The organism is Streptomyces tendae (assembly GCF_014650435.1).
Lineage (GTDB): Bacteria > Actinomycetota > Actinomycetes > Streptomycetales > Streptomycetaceae > Streptomyces > Streptomyces tendae.
Genome location: NZ_BMUY01000023.1, coordinates 43,345 through 64,025 on the forward strand (window position 1 = coordinate 43,345; position 20,681 = coordinate 64,025).

General features: G+C 72.9%; 19 protein-coding genes. 11 read left to right on the forward strand and 8 right to left on the reverse strand.

From position 1 onward, the window contains the following. Positions 1 to 18: 18 nt before the first annotated feature. From IE258_RS38065 to IE258_RS38075, 3 genes are all read left to right on the forward strand, one after another. Complete coding sequence (locus IE258_RS38065) at positions 19 to 1,155, forward strand: methyltransferase (protein ID WP_189750365.1); 1,137 nt, start codon at positions 19 to 21, stop codon at positions 1,153 to 1,155. A 423-nt stretch (positions 1,156 to 1,578) separates the two neighbouring features. Further along, positions 1,579 to 1,749 (forward strand): 50S ribosomal protein L32, encoded by a 171-nt coding sequence (rpmF, locus tag IE258_RS38070; protein WP_373309982.1) that lies wholly within the window; start codon positions 1,579 to 1,581, stop codon positions 1,747 to 1,749. Between the two features lie 282 nt (positions 1,750 to 2,031). Then, positions 2,032 to 2,760 carry a DUF3152 domain-containing protein gene (locus IE258_RS38075; protein WP_229892693.1) on the forward strand — a complete coding sequence of 243 codons (729 nt, stop codon included), beginning with the start codon at positions 2,032 to 2,034 and terminating at the stop codon, positions 2,758 to 2,760. 62 nt (positions 2,761 to 2,822) lie between these two features. On the opposite strand, the gene IE258_RS38080 is transcribed toward IE258_RS38075, so the two are convergent. Both IE258_RS38080 and IE258_RS38085 read right to left on the reverse strand, forming a co-directional pair. Further along, positions 2,823 to 3,680: an SDR family NAD(P)-dependent oxidoreductase gene (locus tag IE258_RS38080; protein WP_189750368.1), complete on the reverse strand. Its 858-nt coding sequence runs from the start codon at positions 3,678 to 3,680 to the stop codon at positions 2,823 to 2,825. Positions 3,681 to 3,790: 110 nt separating this feature from the next. Further along, positions 3,791 to 4,630, reverse strand: coding sequence for an oxidoreductase (locus IE258_RS38085; RefSeq protein ID WP_189750369.1), 840 nt, complete (start codon positions 4,628 to 4,630; stop codon positions 3,791 to 3,793). A 380-nt stretch (positions 4,631 to 5,010) separates the two neighbouring features. Between IE258_RS38085 and IE258_RS38090 the strand changes: the two genes are divergently transcribed. The 5 genes from IE258_RS38090 (at position 5,011) to IE258_RS38110 (ending at position 11,056) form a co-directional block, all read left to right on the forward strand. After that, positions 5,011 to 7,401, forward strand: coding sequence for an FUSC family protein (locus IE258_RS38090; protein WP_189750370.1), 2,391 nt, complete (start codon positions 5,011 to 5,013; stop codon positions 7,399 to 7,401). Between the two features lie 88 nt (positions 7,402 to 7,489). Next, on the forward strand, positions 7,490 to 8,563 hold the full coding sequence (locus tag IE258_RS38095) for an aldo/keto reductase (RefSeq protein ID WP_189750371.1): 1,074 nt from the start codon (positions 7,490 to 7,492) through the stop codon (positions 8,561 to 8,563). A gap of 62 nt (positions 8,564 to 8,625) precedes the next feature. After that, complete coding sequence (locus IE258_RS38100; RefSeq protein WP_189750372.1) at positions 8,626 to 9,378, forward strand: SDR family NAD(P)-dependent oxidoreductase; 753 nt, start codon at positions 8,626 to 8,628, stop codon at positions 9,376 to 9,378. A gap of 69 nt (positions 9,379 to 9,447) precedes the next feature. Next, positions 9,448 to 10,266 (forward strand): oxidoreductase, encoded by an 819-nt coding sequence (locus IE258_RS38105; RefSeq protein WP_189750373.1) that lies wholly within the window; start codon positions 9,448 to 9,450, stop codon positions 10,264 to 10,266. A gap of 115 nt (positions 10,267 to 10,381) precedes the next feature. Then, entirely contained in the window at positions 10,382 to 11,056 is a 675-nt protein-coding gene (locus tag IE258_RS38110) for a TetR/AcrR family transcriptional regulator (protein ID WP_189750374.1), read from the forward strand. A gap of 34 nt (positions 11,057 to 11,090) precedes the next feature. Here IE258_RS38110 and IE258_RS38115 read toward each other — a convergent pair whose 3' ends face one another. Further along, a complete protein-coding gene (locus tag IE258_RS38115) occupies positions 11,091 to 12,260 on the reverse strand; it encodes a ricin-type beta-trefoil lectin domain protein (RefSeq protein WP_189750375.1) in 1,170 nt (389 codons plus the stop codon). A gap of 215 nt (positions 12,261 to 12,475) precedes the next feature. Here IE258_RS38115 and IE258_RS38120 point away from each other — a divergent pair, with 215 nt between their 5' ends. Continuing rightward, positions 12,476 to 12,937 (forward strand): hypothetical protein, encoded by a 462-nt coding sequence (locus IE258_RS38120; RefSeq protein WP_189750376.1) that lies wholly within the window; start codon positions 12,476 to 12,478, stop codon positions 12,935 to 12,937. 3 nt (positions 12,938 to 12,940) lie between these two features. Here IE258_RS38120 and IE258_RS38125 read toward each other — a convergent pair whose 3' ends face one another. From IE258_RS38125 to IE258_RS41835, 5 genes are all read right to left on the reverse strand, one after another. Beyond that, positions 12,941 to 13,969 (reverse strand): SAM-dependent methyltransferase, encoded by a 1,029-nt coding sequence (locus tag IE258_RS38125; protein WP_189750377.1) that lies wholly within the window; start codon positions 13,967 to 13,969, stop codon positions 12,941 to 12,943. A gap of 75 nt (positions 13,970 to 14,044) precedes the next feature. Then, complete coding sequence (locus IE258_RS38130) at positions 14,045 to 14,362, reverse strand: hypothetical protein (protein ID WP_189750378.1); 318 nt, start codon at positions 14,360 to 14,362, stop codon at positions 14,045 to 14,047. A gap of 3 nt (positions 14,363 to 14,365) precedes the next feature. Further along, complete coding sequence (locus IE258_RS41830; protein ID WP_268256367.1) at positions 14,366 to 14,500, reverse strand: hypothetical protein; 135 nt, start codon at positions 14,498 to 14,500, stop codon at positions 14,366 to 14,368. Between the two features lie 107 nt (positions 14,501 to 14,607). Next, on the reverse strand, positions 14,608 to 14,757 hold the full coding sequence (locus IE258_RS38135) for a hypothetical protein (protein WP_189750379.1): 150 nt from the start codon (positions 14,755 to 14,757) through the stop codon (positions 14,608 to 14,610). A 290-nt stretch (positions 14,758 to 15,047) separates the two neighbouring features. Further along, complete coding sequence (locus IE258_RS41835; RefSeq protein WP_189750380.1) at positions 15,048 to 17,921, reverse strand: helix-turn-helix transcriptional regulator; 2,874 nt, start codon at positions 17,919 to 17,921, stop codon at positions 15,048 to 15,050. Positions 17,922 to 18,165: 244 nt separating this feature from the next. Between IE258_RS41835 and IE258_RS38145 the strand changes: the two genes are divergently transcribed. After that, positions 18,166 to 18,609: an SPW repeat protein gene (locus tag IE258_RS38145; RefSeq protein WP_229892695.1), complete on the forward strand. Its 444-nt coding sequence runs from the start codon at positions 18,166 to 18,168 to the stop codon at positions 18,607 to 18,609. Between the two features lie 79 nt (positions 18,610 to 18,688). Then, positions 18,689 to 20,629, forward strand: a complete 1,941-nt coding sequence (gene ftsH, locus IE258_RS38150) for an ATP-dependent zinc metalloprotease FtsH (RefSeq protein WP_189750381.1) — start codon at positions 18,689 to 18,691, stop codon at positions 20,627 to 20,629. The last annotated feature ends 52 nt before the right edge of the window (positions 20,630 to 20,681 follow it).

A 20,681-nucleotide genomic window follows, 5' to 3' on the forward strand; every position in this document is an offset into this window, starting at 1 on the left:
GACCACGAGGAGTACGTGGTGTCCACCATCCACTGGACGGAAGACCACAACCGGCGGTCCGCCCGCTGGCATTCCGAGAATCACAGCCCGCCTCCCCGGAAGGTTGCCCTCGCCGACGACCGGACCCGGGCCGACCAGGCCTTCCGGCACGCCACGCAGGGAACCGCCCTGCTGTGGCGGGGCGATTTCCACAACGCACGGCAACTCCTGCGGGCGATGGGCCGCCGAGTCGACCGCAGGCCGACACCCCCGGGCCGAACGCCGAGCGAGTCTTTCGGACTCCAGCGCCGTGCCAAGGCCCGCCGCGCCGGCATCCTCGGCAGGCTCCTGGTGCTGCTGGAGGATGACCACGGCCTGGCCCTGCGCAGGGCGCCCGACGTCCGCCAGGCGTGTCTGGAGGCCTACGGCCCACCGCAGGGGCGCACAGTGGTCTCGCTGCGCGAACTGCTGGGCGTGCTGGGCGCCCACCAGTGGCGACGGCGAGGCGTCGACGTACCCGCACTCGGCGCCCGCGTCCATCCCCACTACGGCGTGTTCGCACCCGTCAGGGGCGAGTACGTCGACCTGGTCGCCCACACGCCACTGCCGGTCACGATCCGGGACCGCCCCACCACCGCTACCGCGTTCGACCTCGGCACCGGAACCGGCGTCCTGGCGGCCGTGCTAGCCCATCGCGGCATCGGTCGCGTCGTGGCCACCGACAGCAGCCCCCGCGCCCTGGACTGCGCCGAGGAGAACGTCCACCGGCTCGGGCTGAGTGGCCGGATCGACATCGTGGGGCCCTGCCTGTTCCCCGAGGGCCGAGCCGACCTCGTCGTGTGCAACCCGCCGTGGCTCCCCGCCCGCCCCACCGGCCCTGTCGAGCAGGGCGTCTACGACCCGGACGGCGCCATGCTGAGCGGCTTCCTCACCGAACTGGCCGCACACCTCCGGCCGGGCGGCGAAGGCTGGCTCGTCCTGTCGGACCTCGCCGAACTCCTCGGGCTGAGAAGCCGCCGCCACCTGCTCGACGCCGTCGACGCGGCGCGTCTGCGGATCGTGGACCGGGTCGACACCAGTCCCAGGCATCCCCGTTCCCGCGACACCACCGATCCGCTGCACGCCGCACGCAGCGCCGAGACCACGTCCCTGTGGCGACTGACCCACACCATCTGACCGGCACGCTGTGCGCCACACGGCGGACAGGTGGCGCACAGCGGACCACGCGCGGGCCGGGACGGGACGACGGCACACTGGTGCGTTGCGACGCAGCCCGGCGATTGTTAATCTCCCGGACGTGCTGATCGAAGTCGACAGAGCCTAGCCCGAGCGAGCCGCCCACCGGCGCCGGTTCGGGCTCCCGCAGTCCCGCCACGGAGTCCGGCGGGACGAGAGGCGCGCTCGCCCGCTCACAGCCAGCAGCTCCGGCCACCGCCCACCGGTGCTCCGCCGATCAGTCGCCTCCGCACGACAGACGACCGTCCAGCCATGGACGGTCGCCCGTACCTGCCGTCAGGTGTGCGCACACGTGATCCACCGGATCCACCCCACGCGTCGGCCGGAGAGAGGAAACACACGGAATCGGATCCAGCTCCCATGATGAACAGGAAGTCCCGCGCCCGTACCCGGCACCGCCGGGCCCACTGGAAGGCGACCCCGCCACCGCTCGTGACGTGCGCGAACCCGACGTGCGGCCTGCCGACCCCGGCACACGCCGCCTGCCGCAACTGCGGAACGTACCGTGGACGCCAGGTGCTGCCGCCGTCCTGATGATGCTCACGGAGGGCCGGTCTCCCGGCCCTCCGGAAGACCGGCCGACCGGGGCACGCCGACGACGACCCGCGAATCGGCGGGGTGAACAAAACCCCCCATCGTTCTCGTCCGAGGTGGGGAGGTGTTGTTTCCTCCCGTTTACCCGCATCGTGGATCGGTTATGGACACATGGCACGTCACGCAGTTTCGTCGGCGAGCACGCGAAAGCCCACGACCGGCGCGGCTCCCGCGTCCCGGAGCCGTCCCCGGCGCGGCCGCAGGTGGCCGAAGAGGCTGGCGGTGGTCGGCATCCTGCTGGGGGTCGGGGTGCTGAGCGTCCCGCACCTGCTGCGCTCCCTCGGCACCACGCCCGGCAGCGCCGACGCCGCGCCCCGCGCGCAGGAGAGCACGGCGGCATCCTCCCCCGCATCGAAGCAGGGGCCGCCGGACAGCACGCCCTCACCCGTGGCGGAGGACACCGACGGGTTCGTTACCGGAAAGCTGTCCGCACCGCCGGTCGGCAACGGCAACATACGGCGCTTCAAGGTCCGGGTGGAGGACGGCATCGGGCTGTCGGCGGACGACGCGGCACGACAGGTGTACGAGATACTCGCCGACCGCAGATCCTGGACGGCGAACGGCCACGACGGCTTCCAGCTCGTGTCCGAGGGAGACCGGGACTTCGTGGTCGTCATTGCCTCCCCCGCGACCGTGGACAGGATCTGCGGGGCCGCGGGGTTGCACACCAAGGGCGAGGTGAACTGCGACGTCGGTTCCCGGGTCATCGTCAACCTGAAGCGCTGGAACTCCGGTTCTCCCCAGTTCCCCGGCAAGCTCGCGGACTACCGCGCGTTGATCATCAACCACGAGGTCGGACACCGCATCGGGCACGGACACGAGGGATGCCCGGGACCCGGCAGGCCGGCGCCGGCCATGATGCAGCAGATCGACGGACTGCACGGCTGCGAGGCCAACGCGTGGCCGTACGACGAGCACGGGACGTATCTCGGCGGCCCCAAGGTGCCGTGATCCGGGCCCCGTCGCCCGTGACCGCGCGGCGTGAGGGCAACGCGGTCACGGTCCCGCGCGCCTCAGAGGACGGCGTTCTCCGCGCTGCCCGGGAAGTCGGTGCTGTAGGCGACCTCCTCGCCGGCGTCGAACTCGGCGCGCAGCTGGTCGAGCTTGACGCCGATACGACGCTGGGCGTCGCTGCCCAGCACGACCCAGTGGCGGGGCTGGGACGAGGTGACGGCGTCGTGGATGGCCCGGGCGGCCTTGTCCGGGTCGCCGGGGAACATCTCGGGGGTGAGGCTGCCCATCATGCCGCGGAACGCGCCCGCGGTGGCCGCGTAGTCGTCGATCGCAGGTCCGGAGGCCCGGGTCCGGTTCTCGATGCCGGTGCGGAAGGAACCGGGCTGGATGATCATGGCGCGGAGACCGAGGGGCTCGATCTCCTGCCACAGCGCCTCGGTGAAGCCCTCCAGCGCGAACTTGCTGGACGAGTAGTAGCCGTTGGCGGGGAGACTGGCCAGGCCGTCCATCGAGGACACGTTGACGACGACGCCGCTGCCCCGCCGGCGCATGCCGGGAAGCACCGCCCGGGTGAGGGCGACCGCGCCGAAGAAGTTGACCTCGAACAGCCTGCGGTAGTCCGCCTCCTCCTGCTCCTCCAGTGCCCCGATGAAGTCGATGGCGGCGTTGTTGACGAGGACGTCGATGCCGCCGAAGCGTTCCTCCGCCGCGCGGACGCCCTCCTTGCGCTGCTGGGGGTCGGTGACGTCGAGGGGGACCGCCAGGGCCGTCTCCGGGTACCGCGCGGCCAGTTCGGATGTGGCCCGGATCGAGCTGGCGGTCGCGACCACCTGGTCGCCCTGTGCCAGCACGTACTCGGCGAGGGCCTTGCCCAGGCCGCTGGAAGCGCCGGTGATGAGCCAGGTCTTGCGGTTCATGAAGTACTCCTACGTGTGACGGGAAGAGGTCGCGGGGGTGCGACAGCGGGTGACGGGGACTTGCGGGGGTGAGACCGGGGTGCGGCAGGGTGTGCCGCGGGACGTCAGGCCTACGGCTCGGCAGGGAAGTCCGCCGAACTGCTCACGGCGGCCCACTTCTCCGTCTCGGCGGCGCGCACCCGGCCCGCTTCGAGGGCCATCTCCACGGCCTGGGCGCCGAGCAGGAGCCGGCGCGGCGGGTCGTCGTGGGCGACGACGTCGAGGATGACCTGCGCGGCGCGGACCGGGTCCCCGGGCTGGACGCCGTTGTTCTCCTCGCGGTAGCGGTTGATCGCGCCCACGGTCTCCTCGTAGTCGGCTCCCACGGGATGCAGCCGCATCGAGGAGCCCTGCCAGTCCGTGCGGAAGGCCCCGGGTTCGACGATGACGACCTTGAGACCGAAGGGTGCGACCTCGCCGGCCAGGACCTCGGAGAAGCCCTCGACGGCGAACTTCGCGCTCTGGTAGGCACCCATGCCCGGGGTGCCGCCCACCCGGCCACCGAGTGAGGAGAACTGCACGAACGTCCCCGAGCGCTGGGCGCGCAGGACCGGCAGCGCGGCCCGGGTGACGTTGACAACCCCGAAGAAGTTGGCCTCGAACTGGGCGCGGAAGTCGTCCTCCGCCATCTCCTCGATCGGCGCGCTGTTGGCGTACCCGGCGTTGTTCACGACGACGTCCAGGCGTCCGAATGCGTCGACGGAGGCGCTCACCGAGTTGCGGGCCGCGGCAGCGTCGGTGACGTCCAGGGCGACCGCCCGGACCTGGTCCCCGTACCGGGAGACGAGATCGCCGAGCTGTTCCGGGCGCCGTGCGGTGGCCACCAGCAGATCCCCCGATTCCAGCACCGCCTCGGCCAGCCCGCGTCCGAAGCCGCGCGAGGCTCCGGTAATCAACCAAACCTTGGCCATGATGCGCCTTTCGTCGTTCTGTTCGCGTTCCAGGAAGGGCGGATGGTGTGTCCCGTGGGTCACCCGGGTCCACGCACATGTGAAGACCGGGCCGTCTGTCTCGCGACACATATGTGTCCGGCGCGCCGCCTGCCATGCCACAGTGCTACAGCCGCCTCGGCGCCGCATCTGTCACATGACTGGGGTGTCGGCACGGCCGACATGGTCGTCATATGCCTGGAATACGCCGATACTCACCGTCATGTGACTGATGTGCCTTGTCTGTGCCCGATACAGGGTGGACACGCCGGTACGGCCCGCGGTGGTCGGCGCCTTCCCGTCCTGGTTGGTGCCGCCGGGCGCCCCGCACCGACACCGACCCATACCCGGGAGGAGCAGGCATGGCGTCGACACGCGGACTCGGAGCCGGGGCGTGGGACCGCCTGGCGGCGTCCGACCCCGGACTGCTCCGCCTGCACCAAGCCCTGTCGGCGGGCGTGGCGATCTCTACGACCATCGGTGTCCAGTACGGCTTCGGGCGCGCCCTCGGTTCCGGCGCCCGGGACACGCTCGTCGCCATGCTGCTGGGTGCCGTCGTCGCCCTCACCGGGTGGGCGGCTCTCGGGGAGCCCCGTCCGTGGCCGAAGGTGCGTACCGCCGTCTTCTTCCCGGCCGCGACCCTGGCCGGGATGCTGCCGAGCGCCGCCGTCACCGGGCACAGCGGAGCCACGCTCGGTCTCCTGGTGGTCCTGCTGTTCCTGACAGTCCACATCCGCCGTTTCGGGCCGGCCTTCTCCTCCTACGGCACCATGGCCTGGATCGGCTTCGTGTTCGCCGCGTTTCTGCACCGCACGGTGTCCCAGACACCCGCCCTCCTTCTCAGCGTCACGATCAGCTCCGCCTGGGTGCTGCTGCTGTCGTTGACGGTGTTGCGGGTCAGGCCCGCGCGCACGCTCAGGCGGGTGCAGCAGGCGTTCGGGGCGCGCGCACGGGCAGTGGCACGAGCCTGCGCCGAGCTTCTGGAGTCGTCCCCGGCCGGTGCGGACAGCGCCCTGGTCCGGCTGCGTTCGCGGCAGCTGCGGCTGGCCGAGACCGCTCTGGTGATCGACGGATGGTCCGCGACGGCCGGTGCGCTGCCCGCCGGCTGGAGCGCCGCCGCCCTGCGCCGGAGAACACTGGAGGCTCACCTCGTCGTCGACGATCTCGCCGCCGCCGCGGTGGCGCTGAGCAGGGCGGCCGACGGCGGGGCGGGACGGGCCGCGGACATCGCGCGGCACCTGGCCGAGAACGAGTACGCGGCGGCCCGGCGACGCGCCGCCCAGGTGGGCGACGAGGCCCCGGCACCGGCGGACGGGCCCACCTCCCCCCTGCCGCCGCGCTTCATCCGGGCCGCCCTCGCCTTCACCACCTTCGCGGCCTGGGACCGCACCCCGCCGCACGTCGGGTCCGGCCCGGACTTCACTCCCGCCGCGCCCCTGGTGCTCGGAGCGCTGCCCGGTTCGTCCGCCGTGGCGCGGGGTGTCGCGGCCCGGGGCCGCTGGAACCGGCTGCGCGGACTGTCCCAGCCGAGCCGACAGGCCCTCCAGGTCGCCGTGGCCGGAGGGCTGGCCGTCGTCTTCGGGCGCCTGCTGTCCCCGGACCACTACTACTGGGCGGTGGCCGCCTCGCTGCTCGCCTTCGCCGGGACCGCCACGAGCGCCGAGTCCGTCACGAAGGCGGGCAGCGCCGTCGTCGGCACCCTCCTCGGCCTGGGCGCCGGGGTCGGGGTGGCCGAAGCCGCTGCGGGACACACGGCCGTGGTTCTCGTCGTCATCGTCGGGAGCCTTGTGCTCAGCCTCTACCTGGCCGTGTTCTCCTACGCCTTCACGGCCTTCTTCACCACCACGGCGGTGGTCCAGCTCTACTCCCTGCTGCACGAACTGTCCCGGGACCTGCTGCTGCTGCGCCTGGAGGAGACGGCCCTTGGCGCGGCGGTCGGCGTCCTCGTGGCCCTGCTGCTCCTGCGGACCGACACCCGCGACATCGTGGAGGCCGCCCGCGGCCGGTACTTCGACGCGGTGGCCGGCGTACTGCGGGCTCTGCCGGTCCCCGGCCCGGACGGCGTGCAGCCGGAACCGGCCCCTCCCGGCCCACCCGAAACCGCGCCGCCCGAGACCGCGCCCCCCGAACTCCCCGTACTCGACGCGCTGCTCCGCACCCTCGACCTGCGCACCCACCAACTGGCTTTGGTCGCAGCTCCGTTGACGAGCCTCCTCGGTCACCCGGTCGTCATGGGCAACGACGCGCGGCGCGGCCGCCACCGCATGGCACTGCACACGAGCCTGACTCTGCGGATCCGCACCGCGGCCGCCGCCCTGACACGCGACACACATCCGTCCGCCCCGGACGGCGGCCCTGGCCGTGAATCCGACCCGTACCCCGTCCATGACCTCGGCGGCGCCCAGGACCCAGGCCCCGGGCCCGACGCCGAGTCCGGACTCGTACGAGCGATCGCGGCCCTCGCCGACGCGGCCGAGGCACTGAGCGGGACGCCACCGCTCCCCGCCCGGCCTGCGGACGGCGTCGCCCGGCTGCTCACCGAGGCGGAGGCCGTGTTGCGGTCCACGCCCCCGGGCGGTCCGGTGGACGGCGGCCCGTCCGACGGACCGCCCGATGCCGTGCACCGGGCGCTGCTCGGTACGGCGTACCTGCTGGGGCGGCTCGCGAGTCTCGGACCGCCGGTCCCGGCACTCGCGCCCAAACGTCCGCCGGTCCGCCCGTCTGGACAAGAGGCCAGTGGACCTTTATGGTGAAGTTTATAAGATTCCACTGGCCTCTTAAAGGGAGGCGGTGGGTCGGCCGATTCGGCCGCGAGACCGACGAGACGAGAGGTGTGCAGAAATGAACGACGGCACCACGCGCACGGACGAAGGCACGGAGCCGACGCGAGCGGCCCGCACGCCGCTGGGCGACTCCGGTCTGTCGGTGCGGCCGGTCGGTCTCGGCCTCATGGGGATGTCGCAGTTCTACGGAGAGGCCGACCCCGACGCCTCGGTCGCCACGATCCGCGACGCGATCGACCTCGGCGTGGAGCTCTTCGACACCTCGGACTACTACGGGGCCAGCAGCGCCACCCCGGGCCGCCCGGTCGCGGGCTTCGGGCACAACGAGGAGCTGCTGGGCTGGGCCCTGCGGGGCCGCAGGGACCGGGCTGTGGTGGCGACCAAGTTCTCCGCCCGCCCGACCCCGGAGGGCCGCAGCTACTTCGACGGACGCCCCGAGTACGTGAAGGAGGCCTGTGAGGCCAGCCTCCGGCGCCTGGGCACCGACCGGATCGACCTGTACTACTACCACCGGCTGGACCCGGACGTCCCGGTCGAGGACACCGTCGGCGCCATGGCGGAACTCGTCGCCGAAGGCAAGGTCAGGGCCCTCGGCCTGAGCGAGGTCACCCCGGAGATCCTGCGCCGCGCCCACGCGGTCCACCCCATCGCCGCCCTCCAGAGCGAGTACTCACTCTGGGAGCGGGGCGTCGAGGCCGAGGTGCTGCCGGCGTGCCGCCGCCTGGGCGTCACCCTGGTGCCCTACAGCCCCCTGGGTCGCGGCATGCTCACCGGCGCTTTCCGCGGCACCGGCGAGTTCGGGCCCGACGACTTCCGGTCCACGCTGCCCAAGTTCCAGGGCGAGAACTTCGCGCACAACCGGCGCCTGGTCGACACGCTCGAGGAGTTCGCCGCAGCCGCCGGCCACACCGCCGGCCAGATCGCCCTCGCCTGGCTGCTGGCCCGGCACCACGACATCGTGCCGATCCCCGGCTCCCGCCGCCCGGCCTACGTCCGCGCCAACCTCGCGGCCACCTCGGTCCGCCTCAGCGCCGACGACGTGGCCCACCTGGACGCCCTGTTCGACACCGCACACATCAAGGGCGGCCGGTACGGGGCCCTCAACGTCCTGCCGCGCGACACCGAGGAGTGACGACGCCGGACACCACCGGGCGCCCCGGCACCCGAAACCACCCACCACAAGGAGCACCACAGATGAACTACGACGACCAGTTCGCCGGCAAGACCGCCTTCGTCACCGGCGCGGGCAGCGGCATCGGCTCCGACATTGCCCGGCTGCTCGCTGCCCGCGGGGCGAACGTCGCGCTCGTGAGCCGACAGGAGGAACCCCTGCGGCAACTCGCCGCCGAGATAAGCGAAACGGGCGGCAAGACCCTCGTCCTGCCCACCGACGTCAGCGACCCCCGCGCCGTCGAGTACGCCGTCACCGAGACCGTCCGCCACTTCGGCGCCCTGCACCTGGCCGTGAACAACGCCGGTACCTCCGGCGTCGTGCACGACGTGCCCGGCCTCCCCGAGGACGAGTGGGACAAGACCCTCGGGATCAACCTCTCCGGCGTCTTCTACGGCATGAAGTACCAGGTTCCGGCGATCCTGGAGGCCGGTGGCGGCGCCGTCGTCAACGTCTCCAGCGTCTTCGCCGACCGGGGTATGCCCACCCGCGCCGCCTACAGCGCCAGCAAGCACGGCCTGCGCGGACTGACCCGCTCGGCCGCCGCCGAGTGGGCCCGGCACGGCGTCCGGATCAACGAACTCCAGCCCGGCGTCATCCCGGTCCCCCGCCAGCAGGGCAACCCCGAGGAGGTCGCGAAGATCGCCGAGCGCATCCCGGCCCGCCGCCTCGGCACCGGCACAGAGGTCGCCAAGGCCGTCGCCTTCCTGCTCTCCGACGAGGCTTCCTACGTGACCGGCGCCCACCTCGCGGTCGACGGCGGATTCCTCATCTGACCCGCCCCGTTCTCCACACCCCTATCCCTACGCAACACCCCACCCCCGAATAGAAGCAGAGGCACCACCATGAGCAAGACCTGGCTGATCACCGGCAGCTCCCGCGGTCTGGGCCGCACCCTCGCCGAGCACGTTCTGGAAGCGGGCCACAACCTGGTCGCCACCGCCCGGCGCACCGAGTCCCTCACCGACCTCGCCGACAAGTACGGCGACCGCGTCCGTCTCGTCTCCCTGGACGTCACCGACCCCGCCGCCGCACGACGGGCCGTCGACGCCGCCGTCGAGACGTTCGGAAGCCTGGACGTCCTGGTGAACAACGCCGGATACGCCGACATGGCCGCGATCGAGGATGCCACCGAGGCCGACTTCCGCGCCCAGGTCGAGGCGAACCTCTTCGGTGTCGTCAACGTCACCCGGGCCGCGCTGCCGGTCCTGCGCGAGCAGGGCGCCGGGCACATCATCCAGGTGTCCTCCGTCGGCGGACGCGTGGGCGGCCCCGGCCTCGGCGCCTACCAGACCGCGAAGTGGGCGGTCGGCGGCTTCTCCGAGGTCCTCGCCAAAGAAGTGGCCCACCTCGGGATCAAGGTGACCGTGGCCGAGCCCGGTGCGATGCGCACCAACTGGGCCGGCTCCTCCATGAGCACGCCGCCGGTCAGCGAGCCGTACAAGCAGGTCATCGAGCCCGCCATCGCCCGTCAGCGTGAGAACGACGGCAAGCAGAGCGGCGACCCGGCCCGGGTGTCGCAGATCCTCCTGGACATCACGGAGGTCGAGGAGCCGCCGCTGCGCCTCCTGCTCGGCAAGGACGCGGTGGCCGTCGGCCAGTACGTCGCCGAGACCCTCGCCGCCTCGGACGCCAAGTGGCGCCACGTCAGCGAGTCCGTGTGACCCTCCAGCCCGGCCACCTCGCGGTCCGCCGCGAGGTGGCCGGTACTGTGGCCGGACCCGACCCGGGTACGGGCGGCGGGACGAGCGCCCCGGGAAAGCGACTGGAACAGCAGCGATGACAGAAGACCGGCCGATCGAGTTCCAGCGGGCACGCAGCGCCGAACAGCGCCAGGCTCGCAAGGACGCCATCCTCAAGGCCGCGGCGGGGCTCCTGACCGAGATGCCGGTGAGTGACATCAGCCTCCGGGAGCTGAGCCGGCGGGTCGGGCTGTCGAAGACCAACGTCGTGCGCTACTTCGAGACCAGGGAAGCGGTCTTCTTCGAACTGCTCAACCGCACCTTCGAGCAGTGGCTCGAAGAACTGTCCGGCGAACTGGCGGCCGCCGCACCAGCCTCGCCCGACGCGGTGGCCGACGTACTGGCCCGCTCCCTGGCCCGCCGGCCGCTGCTGTGCGAGCTGCTCAGCTCCCTGGGCACCGAACTCGAACGCAACATCTCCGCCGAGTCGGCGCGCGCCTTCAAGCTCGACCACAGCGGCCTTCAGAGCAGGCTCGCGGACCTGCTGAGGCAGTACGCGAGCGCGCTCACGGAGCCCGCGGCCCGGGAACTCGTCAGCTTGACGATCATCGTCGCGGCCGGGCTCTGGCCCTTCGCCAACCCCTCCCCGCAGGTGGTCGAGGCCCTGGAGGACCCGCGGCTCGCCCACACCCGGGTCGACTTCGCCGAACGGCTCGGCCGCGCCCTGCGGGTCGCCGTCACGGGACTGCTGAACCTCGACCCGCTCCCCTGACCGGCCCTCCTGACCCGGCGGACCCGCCGTCGGGTCAGGACGTCGACCACTTCTGGTTGTCATGGCCGTTGCAGGACCACAGCTGGATTCTCGTGCCGTTGGACGTCCCCTCGTCCCTCACGTCCGCGCACTTGTTGGCCAGGCTGCTGACCACGTCATGACGGAAGTTGAGCGAGATCCGCTGCGCCGCGCTGCCGTCGCACGTGCCCATACGGAGGTCCGTCCCGTCATCGGTCGAGCCGCCCGCAAGTTGCACGCACAGGCCCAGCGCGCGCATCGTCCCGTCCGACGGGAACGTCCAGTGCTGCGAGGCGGCGCCCGAGCAGTCCTGGATCATCAGCGCCGCACCCGGCGTCGCACTGCTGCCGACGATGTCGATGCAGCGCTGTGACGCGTGGCTGAACACACCCACACCTGGCACCGACTTCGGCTCGGCCGGCTCGGCCGGCGCCTCCTCCCCGTCGGCGACCGGGGTGGTGGCCTGCCCGCCGGGTGCCGCGGACGCCCGGTCCGACGCCCCGGTGCTGGACGAGGCGGGCGGGGAGGGCTTCGCCGAGCCCTTGGCTTTCTTGGCGTCCTGGTCCCGCATGCCGGCGGAAGCGCTCGCCGACGGCTCCACCGACCGGCTGAGTCCCTCGACGTCGCCGGGGCCGTAGCCGCCGGAGCCAACGACCACCGACCCTCCTCCGTCGTGCTTGCCGGCGTCGTCCTGGCCGCTCAGGGCGAGGGTCAGCACCACGGCACCCGCGGCCAGCAGCCCCACGACACCCACCACGCCCAGCGCCCCGCGAAGCCCCTCGCGCCCGGACTTGTCGCGGCGGCGCCTGAAGAAGCTCGTGATCCCGCCCTTCGCGGAGCCGCCCGCCGGGCCGCCCTCGCCCGCACCGTCGCCCCTGACCTCGCCCGGCGCGCCGGACCTCTGCCTGCCGGCCGCCGGGGTCGACGTCCCGCGGGACTCCCCGGCGGCCGCACGTGGGCTGAGTGACGAGAACTGAGTGAGCCGGGGCAGCGAGGCGTCCCGGCCGGCCTCCTCGGTCGGCCGTACCCTGCCTGCCGGAGCAGATATGCGGGTCTCGTCCGCCGTGGTCTCGTCCCGGTCGGGCACCAGGGCCGAGGTGGCCTTCTTCGCACCGACCTGCTTTCCGCTGCCCCGCACACGTTTGGGGAGCTCTCCGTCCGGCCGGGGGGTGTGTGGGGAGGACATGCGTTCCTTCCGAACAGGGCGCCGGGCATGGGCGGACGAACGACAAGAGGCCGATGACTCGTAAAGTATGTGTGCGGAGACGCCAGCGGCATACAAGTGCGGCCGGCGCGCAGTTTACCATCGGCATGTGTACCTACCGAGAACATGTGCAGGCACACAGGGGTGTGCGGCCCGACGCAGGTTTCTCAGCCGCACGAACAGGGAGGGCACTGCCGATGAGGTCTTCGCGCCGTACGACAGTCCTGTGGTGCGGGGTGGCCGCCCTGGCCGCCTTCGCGGGATGCTGGTGGGCCGCCCGGGACAGTGGGACGGCGACCGGTCCCGACCGCGTCAGCGCAGGCCGCGAGTGCCGGTCGCAACTGCCGCGCGGCATTGAACTGTCCTGCGGCATCTACGGCTTCGGTGATCTGAGGTACCTCTGCCCCGCCGGGGTCGACGACGAGGACCGGTGTGCCCGTACCTCATGGGTGACCGTCCGCAACACCGGCCGCTCCACGGTTTACGTGGGCTGCACGGCGGGCCCGCGCCAGGGTGTGCGCGAGGAGGACCCACGTCGGGCGCTGGAGCCGGGAGGCGAGGCGACCCTGAGCCCCGGGCGCGGACGTTTCCTCTTCGACATCGCCCTGAGTGGCACGGACGGCGGGCCCAGCCGCCTGGAGGTGGTCCGGGTCGGGTGACGCTCAGCAGTCGGGCTTGCGCATGAGGACGAGCTTGCCCAGAGCGCTGTCGGTGACCCGGGCGTCCCGGAATCCCGCGGCGTGCCCCTCGGCGGCGAGCTCTTCGGCGGACAGGCCGAAGGGGATGTGCCGCTGCGTGAAGAAGAGCCGGTCGAGCCCGGCCCGGAGGGTGGGCTCGTCCTGCGTGCTCCCCGGCGGGAAGAGCTCCTGCACGAGCAGCAGACCGTCCGGACGCAATGCCCGGAAGATCACGGTGAGGGTGTCCGCCCGGACGTCCTCGGAGAAGAACGGCTGAGCCCAGAAACAGGCGGAGAAGGCCGACTCGTCGCTCAGCGCGCGGGCATCCGTGGTCCGGATGTCCACGCGGTCGGCGACACCGGCGGCCTCGGTGCGACGACGGCACTCCGCGGCAACCTCGGGGACGGATTCGACACCGACGGCCCGGAGCCCCTCGAAGAGAGTGAGTCCCGTGATCAGGGCCCCACCGACGCCGGTTCCCACGTCGAGCAGTGGGCCGCCGGACTCCAGCCGCGCCCGGAACTCCGGTAGCGCCTCGTACAGCATTCCGATCAACTGCCGGGCGGCAGGCGTCGGCCGCAGCCCCCAGTCGCGGGCGAGCACCAGCGCCTGAGCACCCTCGATTCCAGCTCCCGGCTCCTGGTCCGTCGGCCGCACCGCCCGCGCCACCTGGCTCCGCGCCAGCTCCACGGCGTCGAGCACGACCGTCATCTCGACCCCGGCGGCCCCGGCCACCAGAGCGTCGAACTCCGGGCTGAGCCGGAAGGAATCCCCGCTGCTGCTGCCGTCGCCGGGCCGGACCACGTTGGCCGAGGAGAGCACCGCCAGGACCTCGGAGACCTGCTTCACCGAAGTGCCGTGGGCGGCGGCCAGCTCGGCGGCGGTGGTCTCGCCGCGCAGCTGCTTCAGCCACCCCGCACGATGGGTCGCCCGGACCAGTTCGATGAGTTCCAGTCCCTCGGCCCAGCTCCGCACCGCCGAGCGGGCCGCCATCGCGGCCTGGACGCTTTCCATCCGTTGGTCGTGTTCACCGTTGACGTTCACTGTCACCCTCGCTCTCTCGCTGATGTTCCCGGCGGACCCCGCGGCTCAGGCGACCCCGTCGGTGTGCCCGTCACGCGCGGAAGGCACCGGCTGCCCGGCGGTGGCGGTAATGCCGCGTATCCCGGCCAGCAGCGACGTGATCGCCGCCGTGATCTCCTCCGTGGCCTGCCGCCACACCTGCGGACCCGGTTCCAGGTGGAAGCGGGACAGGTCCACCAGCGGTCCGGCGACGACGTGGTGCGTCCTGCGCGGCAGGATCCGGCCCATCCTTCCGTACGACGGAAGCAGCAGGTTGACGCCCCACTGGGCCACCTGGCACCCGGTCTTCCGCGCGACCCGCGCGACTCTGGTTCTGCCGGACATGGGTCACATCCCGGGATCGCGGGTCAGGGTGCCCTCCGGGTAGAAGACCACGCCCCCACCCGCCCGGACCACCCCGGCCGCCGCGTCCAGGGCCTCCGCCGCGGCCGCCCCGCCGTGCGTGGCGGGGATGTGCTTCATGCGCGCATCAGCCGCCCGAACGCCCCTTTGAACAGGCCCGACTTGGCAAAGAAGCGCGGCGGGTGCCCAGCGGCGTACTGGAAGTACCCGTAGGCCACCGGGTCGAGTTAGGAGTTGTGGTTGACCGCCGCGACGAACCCGCCCTCGGCGGGGAAGTGGTGCGCCCCCGACCGCTGCCGTCTGAACAGCAGCAGCACGAGCGGGCGCGCGATCGCGGCCGCCGTCCGATAGGTGATCCTGATCCTTCGACCCGACATATGTGTCCCAGCGAGAGTCAGTGCTCTGTACCGGACGGCAGGGCTCCGGCGGGCGTTTGAGAACATCTTTGTACACCACCCGCCGGAAGCGCTCCGGGCGGGCGTCACCGGGCAGCCGTTCCTCAGGGCTGCCCGGTGACACCTGCCGCGGCCTGCGCGTCCCTTCGCGGGCCGCGGCCCCGACCCATATTCCCCGGCCCGAACACGCGACGCGATGGGGCGGGCCATACGGTTCCGTCCGGGCCTTCGTGGGGCAAACCCCACGGACGGTGCGACGGCGCCGTACGGCATCAGACGGACGTCGCCCCCGCCGAGTCGACCTCCCGCGCGTACAGGCGGGCCAGCTGGACCCTGGAGCGCACGCCCAGCTTCTCGAAGACGTGCCGCAGATGCGTGTTCACGGTGTGCGGGGACAGGAACAGCCGCTGCGCCGCCTCCCGGTTGGTCGCGCCGTGGGCGATCAGACGCGCCACGCCCAGTTCCGACCTGCTCAGCCCGCGCCACTGGAAGTCCGGGGCCGCGTCGGCGGCGGCGGCCGCCCTCGCGTTCGGTGTCCGCACCCCGAACGCACGCAGCCTCTCCCGCGTCCGGCGTGCGTCGCGTCCGGCCCCGCAGGCATCGTAGCCACGCAGCGCCTCCTCGAAGCGGGACCGCGCGGTGCCGATGTCCTCCCCGGCGCAGTCCCCGGCGTCCTCCAGGGCGCGCGCCCGCAGCAGGGGACGGGCGCCGCCGTGGAGTTCCGCGGCCTCGGCGAGCAGCTCCGCGTCCCGTGCGAACAGGCCGCGTGCGTGGACGGCGGCGGCCGAGAAGAGCGGCAGGCCGGGATTGAGCCGGGCCCGCTCCTCGGCGAACTCCACCGCCGCGGCGGCCACATCGCTTCTCCCAGAGCCGCACGCGGCGGCGACCAGTAGCACCACGTCCCCCGCGTCGGCACACGTGACGTGGAGGAATCCGCGGCGCAGGTGGGCGGCGGCCGCCATGAGCTGCCGAGACGTCAGGGCTGCCCGGTCCCGGTGCCCGGCGGCCAGCAGCGCGATCCACGCACCCGCCCGGTACGACTGGGGGTCGTCTCCGGCCAGGCAGGTCTCCGCCAGGACGACGCACGCGTCCAGTCCGGCGTCGTCGCCGGTGTGCAGGGCGATCCGTGCCCGGGTGCACGCCAGCGCCGCCCCGCTCGCCGCCGAGGCGCCCGGCGGGTGCGGTCCAGGACCAGCCGCCGCCGCCTCCCGCGCCGCCTCCTCCAGCCGTCCGGCGTCCAGCAGCAGTCGGGCCTGCACGGTGTGCCACAGCGGCAGGTACGCGCGTCGGCCCCGCCGCTGCGCGTCCTCCAGAGCGGCCTCCACCAGCTCCGCCGCGGCCGGGCCGGCACCGGTCAGACCCAGCAGCGCGGCCCGCCAGGCCGTCGAGAGCACCACCTCGGGCAGGGCGGGCCCGTGGGCCGGGTCCAGCTCGGCCGCTTGCGCGGGCACCGGTTCGCATTGGGCGAGCGCCTCGGTCCAGTGCTGCCGGTGGCAGGCGCTCATCGACCTCAGGGTGCGCCGTGTCAGGTCGGTCAGCGGGCGCGTGCCCCGGGCGCGCATCAGGGAGCCGGCCAGGGTGCCGTCCGCGTCCTCTGCCTCGCCCGCAAGCAGCCGGTGCAGCAGCGTGGTGGACAACAACTGGTCCTTCACCGGCTGCGGGACGTCGTGGTGGTGCAGCGCCCGGCGCAGGTGTGCCTCGGCCTGGAGCACCGGGAACGGCCCGCCTGTCCGGGTCAGTTCCAGGCACACCCGGGCGTGGGTGTCCGCGTCCGGCGGCCCCTGGAGCACCTCGCGGGCCAGAGCACGGGCCTCGCCGGGCTCGCCGGTCTCCCACAGCAAGGGCACCAGACGGGCCGCCAGCCGCAGCCGCCGGGGCGGGTCAGTCTGGGCGAGGTCCAGCGCGCGACGCAGATGCGCCGCGGCGGTGACCGGCTCCAGCGGCGCCAGTTCCCGGGCCGCCGTCTCCAGGACGCGCAGGGCGTGCGCGTCCCCGGGCTCGGCGAGCTCGGCGATCTCGGCCGCGAGCGTCACCGGGGCAGCCCCGTCCGCCAGCCGCAGGTCCACCGAGCGCCGGCGCACGGAACGGCGTACGGGTGAGGGCAGCGCGGCGGCGACGGCGTCGCGCACCGAAGGGTGCACGAAGGCGAGGCGGTCCCGGTCGGCCCGCAGCAGGCCCGCCGCCAGCACCTCCCGCAACGGTCGCAGCACCGCGGACTCGAGGCTGCCGAGCAGCCGGCACAGGTGGCGGACCCCGAGGGCGCAGTCGTCCAGCGCCGAGGCGGTCAGCACCAGGTCCCTCGCGTCCGGCGTGAGCCGGTCGAGACGGTGGGCGACCAGGGCCGCAGCCACCGGATCCGGTCCGGCATCCGCCGTGTCCGAGCCGTGCCCCGCCGGCCGGGCACGGACACCGGCGAGCGGCCCGGACCGCGGGGCGAGCAGGCCGCACAGGTACCGGACCGCGCCCGGCAGACCGCCGAGCAGCGGCAGATACGGCGCCGCCTCCCCGGCCCGCGGCCCCAGCAGATCCGCGACCAGCAGACGTACGGCGTCCGGGTCCCAGGCAGCGAGTTCCAGGCGGGTGGTCCGCCCGGCCGGCAGGTCGCGGCGCAGCGCCTCCACGGCAGGCGCGTCGAGGGGGGACCGCGCGGCGAACACCCACAGCAGGGGCAGGCCGGCGAGGCGCGCGGCCAGGGTGCGCACCGCTGCCAGAGCCGGTTCCGCGCAGTGCTGCACGTCGTCCAGGACCACGACGAGCGGCCCGTCCCGGGCGAGTTCGCGCAGCCGCTCCTCGACCCGCCGTGTCAGGAGGTACGAGGAGCCGAGGCCGAGCCCGGCGCCGGGCACCTCCGGTGCCGGACCGAGCGCGTCGAGCAGGGGCGCGGGCGGCGACAGCCCGACCTCGGCGAACCCGCTGCAGGTCAGCGCGGGCATCCCCGCCAGGCGGGCCTCCTCGACCACGGACGCCAGCAGCCGGGACTTCCCCGCGTCGGCGGGCCCCTCGATCCACAGCACACCGCCCTCGTGCTCGCACACGAGCCGCCGCACCTCCTGGAGAAGGCGCTCCGGCTGCGCCGCACGGGACGTGGCGGGGACAGGAGCGGCGCCGCCGTTCGTCGTCGGCAGGAGGTCGGTGTCCCGGGCCAAGACAGTCTCCAGTGGATCGGTGTGCCGCACGGCCGGAGCGACGACTGGCCTCGTCCGCACCCCTCTGCGAGGGCAGCGCACACGTGTGTCCCTCGATCGTGACACATAAAGGACCAGAACGGCACACTTCGGTAGTCGGCGCCCCGCTCTGCCGAATCACTCACATGTGTGATGTGCGCCCGGGGCGCCGACGCGATCATGACGATACGCGGTCCGCGGCGGACGGCGAGTGAGGAGTCCCCAGGTGCCAGGCTTCCCCCACGGACGGGACGACCCGACCTGCCCTCCCGGCGTCCTCGGCACGCGACGACGCCGAATCCGGGTCCTGAGCGGCCTGGACGTGGCGCTGGTCAACGGGCCGGTGTTCCTGGTCGGCCTGTTCTACGCGGTGTCCCCGTACGTGCTGGGCTTCGCCGGCACGCATCACGACCTCGCGGTGCACAACCTGGTCGTGGGCTGCGCCATCTGCCTCCTGGCCGTCGGCTTCACGGTGGCCCCGGAACGCATGACCGGACTCAGCGCCGCCCTGGGCGTGACCGGCCTGTGGATGGCCGTCGCACCCTGGTGCGTTGCCCGCGCCGCCCCGGGCCGTGCCGCCGTCGTCGGCGGAGTGGTCCTCGGCGTCCTCGCCCTGGCCCTCGGCCTGCTCTCCTCCACCCTGGTCCACCGGGCCAACCGCCTCCCATGACCGGCCACCGCCCCACCACCCGGTGCCGCACCCTCCTCGCCCGCACGCCCCCGCACACACGCACCCCAGGAGAAGCCCGATGGCCGCACCCGTACCACCCCGACAAGACCCACGGACGCCGTGGCGCTCCGAAGGAGTACCCGGCGGCCCACCGGCACCGGAGGGCCGCCGACGCAGGCGAGGCGGCTGCCTGCTCCAGGTCGTGATCTTCCTCGTCATCTACCTGGGGACCGGCCTCCTCTACGACAACATGCGCGGCGACGGCATCACCTCCGTCGACTACACCGCGTTCACCGCGCAGTTGGACGCGGGCAACGTCAAGACCGTCTACTCGCGGGGCTCCGAGATTCAGGGCACGCTGAAGAAGGCCCGCGAGATGCCCGGCGGCGAGAAGGGCACCACGTACGTCAAGTTCAAGACGTACAAGCCGGCCTTCGCCGACTCCGGCCGGCTGTGGAGCGAGATCACCGACCAGAAGGTCGCGGTCTCCGCCTCGCCGGTCTCCGACGGACCTGGCCTCGGCCGGTCCCTGCTGGTGTCGCTGCTGCCCACCGCGCTGCTGATCGGCGCCTGGGTGTTCGTGGCCCGCAGGGCGGGCGCGGGTGGCGGCCTCGGCGGCGCGGGAGGGGTGCTGCGCCGCAAGCCGCCCAAGCCGGTGGAGGCGGAGCGGGGACGCACCAGCTTCGCCGACGTGGCCGGCATCGACGAGGTCAAGGGCGAGCTGAGCGAGGTCGTCGACTTCCTCAAACGCCCCGACGCCTACCGCCGACTGGGCGCGAAAATGCCCCGGGGCGTGCTGCTCGCCGGCCCGCCCGGCACTGGCAAGACCCTGCTTGCGCGGGCGGTCGCGGGAGAGGCCGGGGTGCCCTTCTTCTCCGCCTCCGCGTCCGAGTTCATCGAGATGATCGTGGGCGTGGGCGCCTCTCGGGTACGGGAACTGTTCGCCGAGGCCCGCAAGGTCGCGCCGGCCATCGTCTTCATCGACGAGATCGACACCATCGGCCGCTCACGCACGGGCTCGGCCGTCGGGGGCCACGACGAGCGCGAGCAGACCCTCAACCAGATCCTCACCGAGATGGACGGCTTCACCGCCTCCGACGGTGTCGTCGTGGTCGCCGCGACCAACCGCGCCGAGATCCTGGACGCCGCCCTGACCCGGCCCGGCCGCTTCGACCGGGTGGTCACCGTCTCCCCGCCCGACCGCGGCGGCCGGGAGGCCATCCTGCGCATCCACACCCGCGAGATCCCACTCGCCCCCGACGTCGACCTCGCCCAGGTGGCCCGTACGACGCCGGGCATGACCGGCGCCGAACTCGCCAACCTCACCAACGAGGCGGCCCTGTTCGCCGTCCGGCGCGCCCAGGACCGCGTCACCGGGCGCGACCTGTCCGACGCCCTGGAGAAGGTCCAGCTCGGTGCGCAGCGCCCCCTGGTGATGCCCGAGGAGGAGCGACGGCGCACCGCCTACCATGAGAGCGGCCACGCCCTGCTGGGCATGCTCCAGCCCGGCGCCGACCCCGTCCGCAAGATCACCATCGTGCCGCGCGGCCGGGCCCTCGGCGTGACCCTGTCGACGCCGGACGCCGACAAGTACGCATACACCGAGGAGTACCTGCGCGGCCGGATCATCGGCGCGCTGGGCGGCATGGCGGCCGAACAGGTCGTCTTCGGGGTCGTCACCACCGGCGCCGAGAGCGACCTCGAACAGGTCACCGGACTCGCCCGCGGCATGGTGACGCGGTGGGGGATGAGCGACCGGGTGGGACACCTGTCCGTCCTGCCGTCCGACGCGCAGCAGCCGTACGGCCTGTCCGCCGCCCCGCACACCCTGGACCTCGTCGATGCCGAGATACGCCGGATCGTCGAGGACTGCTACGCCGAGGCCTGCCGCACCCTGGAGGAGCACCGGCATCGCCTGGACGACCTCGCCGCGGGCTTGCTGGAGCACGAGACGCTGGACGAGGCGGACGCCTACCGCATCGCCGGGGTCACCTCCCCCGTCAAGGAGCAGAGCGGGTGAGCGGCCGCCGGCCCGCCTGACCGCTGTGTGTGAACCGTCCCGCACCGCCGCC